Source organism: Massilia sp. CT11-108 (assembly GCF_047302915.1).
Taxonomy (GTDB): domain Bacteria; phylum Pseudomonadota; class Gammaproteobacteria; order Burkholderiales; family Burkholderiaceae_D; genus Telluria; species Telluria orientalis.
This window is the reverse complement of the sequence record NZ_JBKYMO010000100.1, coordinates 1-14,304: the sequence shown is the minus strand read 5'-3', so window position 1 is coordinate 14,304 and position 14,304 is coordinate 1. Positions and strand designations below refer to the sequence as shown.

Sequence of the window (14,304 nt, the reverse complement as noted above, 5' to 3'; positions counted from 1 at the left end):
CGCGCGCGATGCCGAAGTCGATGACCTTGACGCCGCCGGTCTCCGTCAGGATCACGTTGGCCGGCTTGAAGTCGCAATGGACGAAGCCGCGCTCGTGCGCATAGGCGAGCGCGCGGCCCATGCCGCTCACGATCTTCATCGCCTCGTCGAACGGCAGGACGTGGAAGTCGGGCGCGCGCAGCATCTGGCTGAGCGACTTGCCCTGCAGGTATTCCATCGTGATGTAGACCATCGGCCCATCGCGGTCGAAGTCGTACACGGCCACGATGTTCGGATGGGCCAGCGTCTGCGCCTTGCGCGCTTCCCGCTGCAGGGCGATCAGCGATTTGGGGTGCCCCTGGAACTGTACGTTCAGCACCTTGATCGCGATATAGGGATGGCGGTCCGACGCTTCCAGCTTGCGCAGGTCGAGCGCCTTGTAGACGGTGCCCATGCCGCCGAAGCCGACGCATTCCTCGAGCACGAAGCGGCCGTTGAGCGTGTCGCCGACGCCTTTCATGCGCTCGACCGCCGCGCCCGGCGGGCCGGCGATGCCCGCGGGCTGCGTCGGCGGTTGCAGGGGCTTGGTCTGGACATAGGTTTCTTCGTCGCCGACGCGCTGGCGCTGGCGTGCCTCGATCGCCTGCGCGATGCGGCGCTCGACTTCGCCATAGACCTCGGCCGGCAGCGGCGCGCGGCGATGCGCGTCGTTGAGGGTCTTGAGCAGGTTCGAGACGCTCTCGGGCGTACTGGCCAGCAGGCGGTCGACGCGCGCGAACATCTCGGCTTGCCCGAGGGTGCCGCTCTGGAACTGGCGAAGGGTATCGGCGAGGTTGTCCATGTCTTCCTCTGACAGGTGCGCCGTGTGCAAATTCACCGCACAGACGATGTGTTGTTCCCGGCCAAACGGCGTCACTGCCAGTGTTGGACCGAACCCACCCGATACCCGATAAAACGCCGCGAATGGGCGCAAAAAAGTGCTGGCACGGTTCTCGCGAAGAGTAGGGTGAGCACGACGAAAGCGGCTCGCCAACCAACCTGACTTCATACACTCAAGGAGAAACACGATGAACACTCTGTCGATCAAAGACCTGGCACTCACCTGCGAACTGGACCGCGGCGCGATGGCGCACGTGCGTGGCGGTCACGGCAAGATGCAGCAACCGTCGCATGGGCTGTCCCCGATGCCGGTCTATTTCCCGAGCTACAACTCGACCGTCGACGTCGACCAGAACCTGCAGCAATTCCAGAACGTGACGAACGCGACCGCGAACGGCTCGGCCTTCATCGACGGCGTCACCGTACACAACAACACGAGCCAGTTCGGCCAGAACAACGCGGTGGTTGCTCATTAAATGGATCACTGAGCGGAACCAACGCGAATTTAATCTGTCACTCATGCCGGCCCGGTCATCTCACGATGGCCGGGCCGGCATTCCCCATTCAGGAGAACGACATGGCAACCATCACCATCAAGGACTTGTCCGACAACACGGACCTGGACCGCAAGGCAATGCAGGCGATCTCGGGCGGCTCGCGCCTGCGCTCGCACGCGGGTGTGCTGCGGCCCGCGCAACCGCAGCGGATCGTCGACTTCCGCACGAAGGCGAAGCCGGGCAAGCCGCCTTCCAGATAAACCATATAAACCGTTTAGTACGATTACCATGCCGCCCGGCCCGCCAGCCGGGCGGTTTTTTTGTACGTTCAGGTTCGGTGTTCGGCTGGATCCAACAGATACGGCGCGGTGTTGGTCCGTGCCCGCCAGATTCTCCTTCCAAACAGCCAGACAGCCTGTTTTTACGGGCTTTTTGGGCTGGCACGCATTCTGCTCATACCCTGGTGAGCGCAAATCAAACGCTCTTCCAACCAAATCACTGACGCAAGGAGAATCAACATGAAAACCCTGATCATCAAAGACCTCGCCGCCGCCTGCGAACTGAGCCACAGCGACATGACCGCCATCCACGGCGGCCACGGCGCCACGTCCACGCCCTGGCCGACCATGTACAGCCCGTCGTACGACTCGTCCATCAAGGCGAACCAGAACCTGATGCAGTTCCAGGACGTGAAGAACCTGACCGCCAACGGCTCGGCCTTCATTTCCGGCGTCAGCGCCACCAACAACACCGATCAATTCGGCCAGAACAACATCGCCGTCCTGTAAGGAGAACGTCATGAAAACCCTGATCATCAACGACCTGGCCCAGAACTGCGAACTGGATCACAAACAAATGGCAAGCGTGCGCGGCGGCCACGGCACGAGCAGCCAGTCGTACTCGCTGTACCCGATGCCGTCGTATGCGAAAACCGTCAACGCGACGCAGAACCTGACCCAGTTCCAGAACGTCCTCAACGAGACGGCCGACGGCTCGGCTTTCGTGAGCGGCGTGACGGCGAATAACAACACGTCGCAGTTCGGCCAGAACAACCTGCTGGTCATCTAAGGAGAACATCATGTCGTCGATCGTCATCCAGGACCTCACCCGCACCCGCGCACTGGACACGCATGCCATGTCCGCGATCCGCGGAGGCCAGGCCTTCGGGCCGAACGTGAACGTCAACCTGAACCTCGACCAGCGCATCGCCCAGGTCCAGGACATCAAGGTCAACGTGCTCAACAACAGTGTGATCGGCGACGGCTTCACGGCCCCCGCCGTGACCTTGAACCCACTGCAATTTGCTACCAATAACGCTGTCGTCCCGCTGTAATTTTTTAAGGAGCATCATCATGAAAACCCTGATCATCAAAGACCTGTCCGTCACCGCTGAACTCGACCACGGCGCCATGGCCGCCGTACGCGGTGGCTACAACATGAGCCAGACGTCCTGGTACCCGCTGCCCTCGCCGTCGCCGTCGCCGACCTACGGTACGACGGTGGACGCGACGCAGAACCTGACCCAGTTCCAGAACGTCGTCAACGCGACTGCGAACGGATCGGCCTTCGTCAACGGCGTGACCGCGAACAACAACACGAGCCAGTTCGGCCAGAACAACATCGCGGTGATCTGACCCGGGAGGGCGGGAACCTGATACGGTTCCCGCCAAACCGATGAACCAAAACGACCAGCCGCTGTCTTTCAATCAGGAGGCCACATGGCGCACATCAGGATCGATGACCTTCGCGTCGAGCGCACCCTCGACGCGCGCGCGATGGCGCGTGTCCGCGGCGGCGACGGCGCGGCGTGGTGCTTCGGCTGGATCCAGGCTTATCTGCCCGAGCAGTTACGCGCTTCACCTGTCATCAATTTTTACCAGATCAACAATTACGCGGACCAGATGATCAACCAGTTCCAGACGGTCAGCGTGAGCAATTCGGCGCCGAACTCGGTGGTGACCGTCGGCGTGGATGAACGGAGTACCAACAACGGACACGTCTGATGGGCGAGACGCTGCAACTCCGCTGGACCTCGGCAGCGCGCACCGACACGGGACTGGTGCGCACGAATAACGAGGATGCCGTGCTGGACCGGCCGGCGCGGCGATTATGGGCCGTCGCCGACGGCATGGGTGGTCATGCGTTCGGCGAAATCGCGAGCCGGATGTCGGTGGAAGCGCTGGACGCGCTGCCGCCGGAAGACGCGCTGCAACAAGCCGTCGCCGCAGCGCGCGTCTGCCTGCTCGAAGTGAACGGTTTGCTGGTGGCGGAGGCCGCCGCACGCAACGTGCCCGTCATCGGCACGACGCTCGTCCTGCTGCTGGCATCCGGCCGCACCGCCGTCTGCGTCTGGGCCGGCGACAGCCGCGTCTATCTATGCCGCGGCGGCAGCCTGCACCAGCTCACACGCGATCACAACCAGTTCGAGGAACTGCAAGCGCGGAACCACCTGTCTCCTGCCGACGCATCGGCCTACCCGGGCGCGACCATGATCACGCGGGCGCTCGGTGCGGCCACGACGCTGGCGCTGGACGAAGTGCAGGTGCAAGTGAGCGACGGCGACATCTTCCTGCTCTGCAGCGATGGCCTGAGCAATGCGGTCAGCGCGGAGGCCATGTTCGGCGCGCTGACCGGCGGCGACTGCGCGCAGGCGGCCGATACGCTCGTCCGGCTCGCGCTGGAAGGGGGCGGACGCGACAACATCTCCGTCATCGTCGTGCGCGCGGACGACGTCGAGGCCGACCAGACCGTTCTCAATCCCTCCTTGTGATCCGCGGCTAATGCCGCCGAAAATCCTTCGAATGCAGCCCGTGCTTCTTCAGCAGGATCTGCAAATGGGAGCGGTTCATGTCCCAGCGCCGCGCCAGTTCGGCCACGGTGCCGCCGACGTCCTTCAGGCCGCGTTCCAGGCAGGCACGCTCGGCTTCGTCGCTGGCCGCGCGCTTGGCTTCGGCCAGCGAGGCCGGCGGGTCCGGTGAGGCCGTCTCGATCCGGGCAGGCGCAACGGGGCGGATGTCCTCGGGCAGGTGCGCGATGTCCGCCGTGTCTCCGGCCAGGCAGGCCAGGCGGTACATCAGGTTGCGCAATTCGCGGATGTTGCCGGGGTAGGTGTAGTCGAGCAGGAAGGCGCGCAAGACCGGCGTCAGCGCGACCGGCCGCCTCTTCAGCGCTTCGGCCGCCTCGTCGCCGTAATAGGCCAGCAGCAGCGGGATCTCGTCCTTGCGCTCGCGCAGCGGCGGCAAGGTCACGTGGATCACGCTGAGCCGATAAAACAGGTCTTCGCGGAACTGGCCCTGTTCGATCAGCTGGCGCAGATTCTTGTTGGTGGCCGCGACGATGCGGGCGTCGACGGCGATCGTCTCGTCCGAGCCGACGCGCTGGATCTCGTGCGACTGCAGCACGCGCAGCAATTTCACTTGTCCCTGCAGCGGCAACTCGCCGATCTCGTCCAGGAAGATCGTGCCCTTGTGCGCGCTTTCGAACTTGCCCTTGCGGTCCGTCGCCGCGCCGGTGAAGGCGCCGCGCTTGTGGCCGAACAGTTCCGATTCAATCAGGCTCTCGGGAATGGCGCCGCAGTTGACGGAGATATACGCTTTGTCGGCGCGTGCGCCGTTCGCATGGATCACCTTGGCCATCAATTCCTTGCCCGTACCGCTTTCGCCGTCGACGAGGACGGGCAGGTCGGTCGGCGCCGCCTTTTCCGCGATCTCGAGCGCGTCCAGCAGGCGTGGGTTGTCGCCGAACGTGCCTTCGAACACGAAGCTGCGCGCGAGCAGGGCCTGGCGGCGCTCGCCCGGGATCTGCTCCGGCGCCGCCTGACTGCCGACTGCTTGTATGAAACGCTCCGTGTGCGACAGTTGCATGACCTCGTCGCGCACGGCATTCGCCTGGCGCAGCAGCTTTTCGATGTCGGGCCGGTCCAGGCGGCTGGCCCAGCGCAGGGTCGAGCGCAGGATTTCCAGGCGCTCCAGCAAGCCCGCGTATGACATCGACGATGCGCCCTGCGGCAGATCCTGGTTGAACAGTTTCATGATAATCAAGCTGCGGCCAATTGCTTCTGCACGAGCTCGTAATACATGCCGCGCCCCGCCAGCAGCTCGTCGTGCCGGCCTTGCTCGACGATGCCGCCCTCGTACAGCACGACGATTTTATCCGCCCGCATGATCGTGCTGAGCCGGTGCGCGATGATCACGGCCGTGCGTCCCGCGAGGATCTCGTGCATGTTCGCGATGATGTTGCTTTCGGACTGCGTATCGAGTGCCGACGTCGCCTCGTCGAACACGAGCAGGCGCGGATCCTGGTACAGCGCGCGGGCGATGCATAAGCGCTGCACCTGGCCGCCGGACAGCCCGACGCCGCGCTCGCCCACCACCTGCTCGTACCCGAGCGGCATCTTGCTGATGAAGGCGTGCGCATCGGCCATCTTCGCGACCTGCTCGATGCGGCGCCGGTCCGGACTCTCGTCGCCGCTCGCAATGTTTTCCGCGATGGTGCCGGAGAACAGCAGATTGCTCTGCATGACGTAGCCGACCTGGGCGCGGTAATAATCCTTGTCGATCGCGCTCATGTCGTAGCCGTCGACGAGGATCTTGCCGTCCGTGGGTGCATAAAAGCCGACCAGCAGTTTCGCCAGCGTCGTCTTGCCCGAGCCGCTGCGGCCGACGATGGCGACCAGTTCTCCGCGGCGGATGTCGATGCTGATGTTTTCCAGCACATAGGCCGTGTCGTTGCCGCCATAGCGGAAGTACACGTTCTCGAGTTTGACGTCGCCGCGCAGGTCGGGCAGCACGACGCGGCTGGCCGCCTCGCCGGGCTTTTGTTCCGGTTCGATGTCGAGCACGTCGCCGAGGCGTTCCATGGCAACGCCCGCGTCCGCCAGCCGGCTCCACAGCGCTACCAGCCCCATCAACGGCGCCAGCACACTGCCCATCAGGGCGTTGAAGGCGATCAGCTGGCCGATCGTCAGCTCGTGGTCCAGGACGAGGCTGGCACCGGCCCACAGGATCGCGATGGTCGTGCCCGCATTGAGCAACTGGCTCGCGAGGCCCACGAGGATGTTGAATTGCTGCGCGCGGTACTGCGTGTCGAGCGCCTTCACGTACTTCTTTTCCCACTTCAGGCGCACGGGGCGCTCGCTGCCCATGCCCTTGATCGTCTCCACGCCGCCCAGCGCCTCCATCAGGAAGGCGTGCGCATCGGTGGAGGCGTTGAAGACATCGCGCGCGTACTGCTTGATGTGCGGCGTCGTCAGGATCGTCAGCGCCATGATCGGGATGACGAACGCGATCAACAATAAGGTCAGCTTGACGTTGTAGACGAACAGGATGGAAAAATAGATGAACACCATCAAGAGGTTCAGCAACGTCGTGACGGTGGATTCGGTGAGGAAGGCCCGGATCGTCTGGTTTTCCTGGAAGCGCGCGACGATGTCGCCCGTCTTGCGCTTGGCGAAGAACGAGAACGGCAGCGACATCGTGTGCTTGAAAAACCCGGCCATCATCGAAAAGTCGAGATTGCGCACCATGTAGTTGGCAAGGTAGGCGCGCACGGTCGCCATCAGCTGCGAGAACACATTTGAAATGACGAGCCCGGCAATCAGGAGATGCAGGAGGCTGACGTTCTGGTGCACGATCACGCCGTCGAGGATGTTCTGGATGATCAGGGGCGGCACGATGCCCAGCATCTGGATCACGAACGTGGCCAGGAACAGATGCAGCAGTATCTTGCGATACGGCCGCAAATAGCCCACGAAGCGCAGCCACGGCGAGCGAAGGGCGGCCTGCGCCGCCATGTCCTGGCCGGGCGTGAAGACGAGGCAGGTGCCGCTCCAGCCCCGCTCGAACGCCTCGACGGACATCTTGCGGAAGCCCACCGCCGGATCGGCGACCCAAATGGTGCGCGGCGAGATGCCGTACACGATCACGTAGTGGTAGCCCTCCCAGTGCACGATGAAGGGCAACTCGAACCCCTGCAGCGCATCGAAGGTGCACTGCACGCCGCGCGCCGAGAAGCCGAGCGTCTCGCCCGCGCGCGCGAGGCTGTCCAGGGTCGCGCCCTGCGTGGTGACGTTGGCCAGTTCGCGCAGCTTGCCGAGCGTAATCTGCAGGCCGTAGTGGCGGCACAGCATGGCGAGGCAGGCCGCGCCGCAATCCATCTCCTCGGCCTGCTCCACCAGGGCGAAGCGGCGGATCACGCGCTCGCCGGACCCGGGCTCGGCGAGGTCGAGCCGCAGCGGCCGCTTGCGGCGTTCGGCCAGCTTCTTTTGCCGCTCCAGCTCCCGTTCGACGAAGCGGATGCGGTCTTCCAGCACTTCGCGCAGGCCAGCGTTGCGCTCGAGGATCATGTGTGCCGTCTTTTCGGGGATGACGAGCAGGGTAGCGGCAGATACCGCCACGGCCGACGCCATCTGTTCCTGCCGCATCAAACACGCCTTCTCGCCGAACATGTCGCCCGCCTGCAGGGTGGCCAACGTCAATTCGTCGGCGCCGTCGTGGTAGACCAGTTTCACTTGCCCCTGGCGCAGCACGTACAGGCGGCGGTCGTCGCGCCCGTCCTGCCTGAGGATTTCCTTGCCAGCCGGGACGCGCTTGACGCCCACGCTGCGCACCATCTCTTCCAGTTCTTCCTTGCCGACCTTGCCGCGCAAATCGAACAGGCGCGCCACGAGGCCGCCGGCGGAACCGATCGCGACATAGCTCGTGACGAAATCGAGGGCTTGCGGATTGCGCGCCAGCACGGGCTCGATCGCCGCGCGCGGGATCAGCCACAGCTCCGTCTTAAGCGATGCACGTGCCGACAAGTCATGGTGGGCGTCGCGCAGCATGGCGATGTCGCCGAACGTCTCGCCCGTTTTACGGACGCCGATGCTGAGCTCCTTGCCGTGCTCTTCGGAGAACACGCGCACGGAACCGGATTTCACCACATACAGCCCCTCGGCCGGGTCGCCCGCCTTGCAGATCGTCTCGCCGAACGCGTAATGACTCACCTGCACCGCGTCCGCCAGCTGTTCCAGCGCCTCGCGCCCCAGCGGCGACAGGATCTCCACGGATGCCAGGAAATCCGTGGACGGCGGCGCTCTGGACGGCGTTTCCATGGTGACAGCCGGGCTCAGCGCGTCGGACACGCTTCGATCACGTGCTCCTGCGCGCGCGCCACCAGCCACGCTTCGCGCAGCAGGCGGCGCACCTCGGCGGCCGTGTCGGCATCGAGCGAGGCCGGGTGTTTCGCGTTGACGCAAAAAATTTCCCAGCACGCGCCATCGGGGGATGGAAACGGTCCGAGCAGTTCGCCCTCACGCGCATTGAACACGCGCGCCTCGATGTCGCCCTTGAGCGAGCCGCGCAACACCTTGCCGATAACGCCGCCCTGCTGGCGCGTGCCCTCGTCGACGGAGTGCTCGCGTGCCATCTCGGCGAACGCTTCCGGCTCCTCCTGCAGCACGGACAGCATCTCCCGCGCCGCGCCTTCGGCATCGAGCACGACGTGGCTGATCTCCACGCTGTCGAAGCGCGGCGAATTGAGCTTGAAATACTGCGCGACGGCCGTTTCGCTGCACACCTGCTCCAGCATCTTTTCCTGGTACAGGCCGTCGGTGATGTACGCCTCGAACTCGTCCAGCGAAACGCCCAGCGCGTCGAGATAGTGGTTGGTGTCCGCCGCGCGATGCAGGCCCAGCGCGCGGCGGAATGCATCGGCACGCTCCTGGATCTGCCCGGGCGCGAGCATGAGGCCGGCCTGCCGCGCGGCGCGCGCCGTGAGGCGGTCGCGCACCATCTGCTCGACCAATCCTTCGAACTGTCCGTTCAACTTCAGCGTACGGATGAAGTCATCCGTCGTGATCACTTCGTCGTCGATGCGCACGATGCCTGCCATGGTCACGCTCCTGCGTCCGGTCGATGTCCGGGGCAGGTGTTAGAGCGCGCGCCAAAGCTTAGGTTCGCCGTCGTTCGGCGTTGCAAATCAACAACATAGCCGGCGCTTGTTTCCCCGTGTGCAATCGGCAAAAACCCAACGGCTGGTGAATTTCATGTCCTACCTTAAAAGTTATTGTAATTGTGGCCATGCCACTGCCAATGGCATCATAAACCATGAGAATGTCCGTTATATATAAAGAACAATAACAGTTGAAGCACGATTGGAGCTCCGCGCTCCCGGGCATTCCCGTCCCGATACCAGTCCAGTGCATCCCTTCGGAAGCATTCGCCCGACGCGTGTCCTCACGCGGCGCGGTGTCATGGGCTCGTAAAAAACGCATCAATACGACAGATAGGAACCACACCATGAGGAGAGAAGCGATGAAATTCCATGTTTCGGCGATTGCACTCGGCTGCATCGCACTTCTGAGCGCCTGCGGCGGCGGCGGCGGCGGCAGTACTGACGGGGGCGCAGAGCAGACCATCAGCTTTCAGCTCCCGTTCTCGGGCGAGGCGTTGATCGGCGTGCCGCCCAATTCCGCGACGGCCACGCTGAAGGCGACGGCGAGTTCCGGCGGCGCCGTGACGTTCACGTCGAACACGCCGGACGTTTGCAGCGTCAGCGGGGATCAGCTGACGCTGCTGAAACTGGGCGAGTGCTCGGTGACCGCCACGCAGGCCGGTGCCGACGGCTACGCGCCGGTCTCGCAGCGCCAGATCTTCGTCGTTCCCAAGAACCCGCAAATGATCGCCAAGTTCCCCAACCCGGGCTGGCAGCCGCTCGATACGAAGCCGGTGCAGTTGTCCGCCACCTTCACCTCGGGCCTGCCGGCCAAATTCACGAGCAAGACACCCGACGTGTGCTCGGTCAGCGGGACGACGATGACCAAGCTCGCCAACGGGATGTGCACCATCGTCGCCGAGCAGGAGGGTAATGACTTCTATCTGCCGGCGTTGGTGACCGGAAAAGATGCGACGTCGGTGGCGATGGCGCAGTTCATGCAGAAAAACATTCCGATCGGTACCGAACTGCCGGCCAAGATGACTTTCCTGACCGGCTACAAGGACACCGACAACACCAACGAAGGCCTCATTGGCCATTTCGGTAACCAATGGTGGTGCGACAGTTGCGATCGCGCCGCTTCCGGCGACAGCTTCACCTTCACGGCAACGTCCGATGCGCCGCCGGACGCATGGTGGTATAGCCGCGCGTCGTTCCAGTTCTTCGCAGCCGGCCTCGCAGACGCCGATCTCCTGTCGCCGGACGGCACGTACCGGGCCGGCGTCAAGGAAACCGCCCTCACCACGCCGGGCGCCGCGCCGAAAGGCCTGCAGCTCGAGATCCAGTCGGCGCTGCATTTCAACCTTGCGCAAAATCCGGAGTGGTTCGGCGCGGCCAACAACAAGTTCAACGTCGAACTCTTCCTCGGTCACTTCAACCAGAAGGATGGCAAGGCTTGCAACGTAGCCCTGAAAGCCACCGTCCAGCCGACCGCCGCCGCCGCCACGAACTACAGCGTCGGCCTCAAGGATCAGTTCGCATTCAGCGAGACCTGCGGCCTGAGCGGGCTGGACATCATGAACGAAGTGCAGAACTACCCGGTCCTCGAGATGCGGTTCTCCGCGGTACAGCCGAACGGGCAGGTGAAAAACGCAGCGTCGAAGTACCAGACCCAGTTCAAGCTGACCGGCCCGATCTACTTCCAGTGACATTGGACTGACATTCATGGCCACCGCACGGCGGTGGCAACCAAGGCATAGACAAAGGACATCAATAATGACAAGAGATGAGACGAAGGTCGTCAGGAAGACGATCAAGATGACCGCGCTGGCGATGGCCGCGGCGCAGTTCGCGATGCTGTGCGGCAGCGCGCAGGCGCAGACGGCCGACAGCGCAACTACGACTGTCGTGGTCACCGGCCAGCGCAAGCAGCTCGAGACCGCGACGGCGATCAAACGCGATTCCGACCAGATCGTCGATGCGGTCGTGGCCGACGAAGCCGGCAAGCTGCCGGACCGCTCGATCACCGAGGTGCTGCAGCGCGTGGTGGGCGTCACGATGGACCGTAACCAGTCGCGCCAGGGCGCCTCCCTGGCCGCGAACGGCCTGGAATTCAACGTGGAAGGTTCGGGCGTGCAGGTGCGTGGCCTGTCCTGGGGTTCGTCCACGATGAACGGCCGCGAAACGTTCTCGGCCGGCTGGCCTGGACGCGAACTGAGCTGGGGCGACGTGCCGCCGGAACTGATGGCGGGCGTGGAAGTCTACAAGAATCCGTCCGCCGACCTGATCGAAGGCGGCATCAGCGGCCAGATCAACCTGCGCACGCGGCTGCCGTTCGACGCGCCGGGCCAGTACGGCGCGCTGACCACCACGGGCAATTACGCCGAACTGGGCAAGACCAAATCGCCGGGCTTCTCGGGTCTGTACTCGAACCGGTGGAAGACCCGCGCGGGCGAATTCGGCGCGCTGGTGGATTTGTCGTTCAATCGCACCAAGTTCCGCTACGACACGATCGACCAGAACGTCTACTACCCGAGGAGCGATCTCATCCCAGGCCAGACCGCGTGGGTGCCGGCCGGTGGCAACTGGGGTAGCAACAACGAAGATACCCGCCGCGTGGGCTTCTATGGCGCGTTGCAGTGGAAGAAGGACAACCTGGAATCGTCGTTGACGTACTTCGACTCCGCGTTCCATCAGGTCAACGCGAATGTCTCGATGGGTGTCAACCCTGAAAACCCGTACAAGACCGTCTATACCGACGCCAAGTTCAACAGCGCCGGCGTGTTCCAGTCGGGCGTTCTCAGCTATCCGATCGGCGGCAAGGGCGCGAACCAGTTCGTGGACGGCGGTCTCGGCATGAACACCACCCAGAACTTCCGCGACGTGCATGGCCGCACGCGCGAGCTGGCGTGGAACTTCAAATGGCGCGTCAACGAAAGCTGGTCGTTCCAGAACGACCTGCAATGGGTGCACGCCACCAACAACGGCAATTACGGCATGCTCAACCTCGGCACATTCCTGCCGAGCGAAGGCCTGGACGTCTCCGGTTCGCGGCCCGCATTCAATTTCAACGACAAGGCGATCGCCTTCCTGGCCGATCCCCGCAACTACTACTGGGGTATTTCGCAGCCTGAATTCAACCGTGCCAAGGCCGATCTGTACGCCTGGAAACTGGATGGCAAATACAGCTTCGACCATCCGGTGCTGCGCGACGTCCGCTTCGGCGTCCGCATCACGGAACGTTCCTCGCGCAAGGACAAGAATGCGGGTTCGGGCTGGAAATCCTATGCCGAAGAATGGGGCGTGAAGGAAACCGACGTCCCGGGACAAATCCCGCACCTCGAAAGCTGGGACTGGCAGCGCCCGAACTTCGGTTACTTGAGCGACCCGAAATACGCAGCGCTGGGCAACGTCCAAACGTTCGCGTTCCCCGACTTCTTCAACGGCAGGATGCATGCACCGCCGGCGTTCGTCGTGCCCGCCCAGTCGATGGTCAGGGACATGGCCGCATACAAGAATTTGCTGACCGCGCTGCGCTATAACTGCGAGGACGACAACAGGCTGACGGGCGCGACGAGCGATTGCTCGACGGCCGGCAGCGATTGGCGCCCGCCTGGCTTCAGCACCGAACCGCAGTACGTCAGCCGGCACAGCGAAGGCACCCAGGCCCTGTACGGCAACCTGCGCTTCGGCTTCGACAACTGGAAATATCCGGTGGACGGCGTCGCCGGCGTACGCGTGGTCCGGACCAATACCGTGGCCCATGGTTACACGGTGTTCAAGCCAAGTTATGGCGAGACCACCAATCCGAACGTCCCGCGCTTCGGCGAGATCAGCGATCCGATGGATCTCAAGTCCAGCCACGTCGACGTGATTCCGAGCCTGAACCTGAAGGCGAGCCTGACGGACAAGCTGCAGGCACGCGTGGCGCTGTCGCGCGGCATCTACCGTCCCGGTTTCGATCAGTTGCAGGAGTACATCACGCTGTCGCAGAACGTGATCAACGATCCCAACGACAGCAAGAAGATCACCACCATCTCGTACACCGGCACCAACGACGGTAACGTGAAGCTGAAGCCGCTCAAGTCGAACAATGTCGACTTGACGCTGGAATGGTATCCGCGCCCGGGCCAATCCCTGACCGCTGCATTCTTCTACAAGCAGGTCAAGGACATCATCATGAACGAATCCTATACGAGGACGTATAAGGATCTCGCCGGCAACGATATGGAGTTCACGATCACCGGTCCGGCCAACGCGGCCAAGGCCCGTGTGCGCGGTATCGAGCTGGCCGGCATGACCTACCTCGATCACGTGCCCGGCGTGAGCGACTACCTGCCGGACTGGGCGAAGGGTTTCGGCGTGTCGTCGAACTTCACCTATATCGAAGGCAAGCAGCAGCTGTACCACCCGAACCCGTCGAATTTCTGCCCCTCCGGTGGCGAGCTGAAGGGATCTGCAGCGCTGTATGGCTGCGACACCAACGGCATCCCGTACAAGGACCTGCCGGTGCCGTACATGTCGAAGCGCGCCTTCAACATGGCCTTCATGTACGACCGCGGCCCGGTGTCGGCACGTCTGGCGTATTCCTGGCGTGACCGTACCTTGCTGGCGACGGGTGTCTATGGCGCCAAGGGGCAAAACGGCACCAGCGCCGATCCGGCGCACGTGGACGACAAGGGCAACCCGCTGCAGGATGCGGGCTTCGGGATCCCGGTGTGGCAGCTGCCGGTGGGCCAGTGGGATGCGGGCATCAACTACCGCTTCAGCGACCACTTCTCGGGCAGCTTCAACATCAGCAACCTGACCCGTACCGTGACGAAACAGGTCAACCAGCAGACCCCTGGCGACATGGGCCGTTCCTGGTTCGATCCGGGCCGCAGCTTCCGCATGCAGGCCACCTACGTGTTCTAACCTGAAGTGGGGGGGGCGGGGGGGGGGGGGCCGCGGGGGGGGGGCGCGCGACGACACAAAAAAAAAAAAAAAAAAAACCCCCCCCCACAAGAGGAGGGGTTGGGGGGGCGCCCCCACCCCC

The 14,304-nt window shown here is 63.5% G+C and carries 14 protein-coding genes; 10 read left to right on the top strand and 4 right to left on the bottom strand.

Features of this window, described 5'->3' with window-relative positions:
- On the bottom strand, window positions 1–820 hold an 820-nt coding region (locus tag ACEN88_RS10905), incomplete at its 3' end, for a serine/threonine-protein kinase (RefSeq protein ID WP_413339528.1).
- 226 nt (window positions 821–1,046) lie between these two features.
- Between ACEN88_RS10905 and ACEN88_RS10900 the strand changes: the two genes are divergently transcribed.
- From ACEN88_RS10900 to ACEN88_RS10865, 8 genes are all read left to right on the top strand, one after another.
- Window positions 1,047–1,334 carry a hypothetical protein gene (locus tag ACEN88_RS10900; RefSeq protein ID WP_056133709.1) on the top strand — a complete coding sequence of 96 codons (288 nt, stop codon included), beginning with the start codon at window positions 1,047–1,049 and terminating at the stop codon, window positions 1,332–1,334.
- A gap of 101 nt (window positions 1,335–1,435) precedes the next feature.
- Window positions 1,436–1,615: a hypothetical protein gene (locus ACEN88_RS10895; RefSeq protein WP_413339526.1), complete on the top strand. Its 180-nt coding sequence runs from the start codon at window positions 1,436–1,438 to the stop codon at window positions 1,613–1,615.
- Window positions 1,616–1,873: 258 nt separating this feature from the next.
- On the top strand, window positions 1,874–2,143 hold the full coding sequence (locus tag ACEN88_RS10890) for a hypothetical protein (RefSeq protein WP_413339524.1): 270 nt from the start codon (window positions 1,874–1,876) through the stop codon (window positions 2,141–2,143).
- A 10-nt stretch (window positions 2,144–2,153) separates the two neighbouring features.
- Window positions 2,154–2,423: a hypothetical protein gene (locus tag ACEN88_RS10885; protein ID WP_413339522.1), complete on the top strand. Its 270-nt coding sequence runs from the start codon at window positions 2,154–2,156 to the stop codon at window positions 2,421–2,423.
- Between the two features lie 10 nt (window positions 2,424–2,433).
- Entirely contained in the window at window positions 2,434–2,688 is a 255-nt protein-coding gene (locus tag ACEN88_RS10880; protein WP_036237151.1) for a hypothetical protein, read from the top strand.
- A 19-nt stretch (window positions 2,689–2,707) separates the two neighbouring features.
- Window positions 2,708–2,989 (top strand): hypothetical protein, encoded by a 282-nt coding sequence (locus ACEN88_RS10875; protein WP_413339520.1) that lies wholly within the window; start codon window positions 2,708–2,710, stop codon window positions 2,987–2,989.
- Window positions 2,990–3,073: 84 nt separating this feature from the next.
- On the top strand, window positions 3,074–3,358 hold the full coding sequence (locus tag ACEN88_RS10870) for a hypothetical protein (protein ID WP_160407403.1): 285 nt from the start codon (window positions 3,074–3,076) through the stop codon (window positions 3,356–3,358).
- The gene (locus ACEN88_RS10865) at window positions 3,358–4,125 is read left to right on the top strand and encodes a PP2C family protein-serine/threonine phosphatase (protein ID WP_413339518.1); all 768 of its coding nucleotides are present in this window, start codon (window positions 3,358–3,360) and stop codon (window positions 4,123–4,125) included. The genes ACEN88_RS10870 and ACEN88_RS10865 overlap by 1 nt, the downstream gene beginning before the upstream one ends.
- Before the next feature lie 7 nt (window positions 4,126–4,132).
- On the opposite strand, the gene ACEN88_RS10860 is transcribed toward ACEN88_RS10865, so the two are convergent.
- From ACEN88_RS10860 to ACEN88_RS10850, 3 genes are read right to left on the bottom strand one after another with little or no spacing between them, the layout of a single operon-like run.
- Entirely contained in the window at window positions 4,133–5,386 is a 1,254-nt protein-coding gene (locus ACEN88_RS10860; protein WP_413339516.1) for a sigma-54 interaction domain-containing protein, read from the bottom strand.
- A gap of 5 nt (window positions 5,387–5,391) precedes the next feature.
- Window positions 5,392–8,448 carry a peptidase domain-containing ABC transporter gene (locus tag ACEN88_RS10855; RefSeq protein WP_413339529.1) on the bottom strand — a complete coding sequence of 1,019 codons (3,057 nt, stop codon included), beginning with the start codon at window positions 8,446–8,448 and terminating at the stop codon, window positions 5,392–5,394.
- A gap of 14 nt (window positions 8,449–8,462) precedes the next feature.
- Window positions 8,463–9,227 (bottom strand): peptidylprolyl isomerase, encoded by a 765-nt coding sequence (locus tag ACEN88_RS10850; RefSeq protein ID WP_413339514.1) that lies wholly within the window; start codon window positions 9,225–9,227, stop codon window positions 8,463–8,465.
- Window positions 9,228–9,634: 407 nt separating this feature from the next.
- Between ACEN88_RS10850 and ACEN88_RS10845 the strand changes: the two genes are divergently transcribed.
- Both ACEN88_RS10845 and ACEN88_RS10840 read left to right on the top strand, forming a co-directional pair.
- Window positions 9,635–10,978 (top strand): hypothetical protein, encoded by a 1,344-nt coding sequence (locus ACEN88_RS10845; RefSeq protein ID WP_413339512.1) that lies wholly within the window; start codon window positions 9,635–9,637, stop codon window positions 10,976–10,978.
- Window positions 10,979–11,045: 67 nt separating this feature from the next.
- On the top strand, window positions 11,046–14,183 hold the full coding sequence (locus ACEN88_RS10840) for a TonB-dependent receptor (RefSeq protein WP_413339510.1): 3,138 nt from the start codon (window positions 11,046–11,048) through the stop codon (window positions 14,181–14,183).
- The last annotated feature ends 121 nt before the right edge of the window (window positions 14,184–14,304 follow it).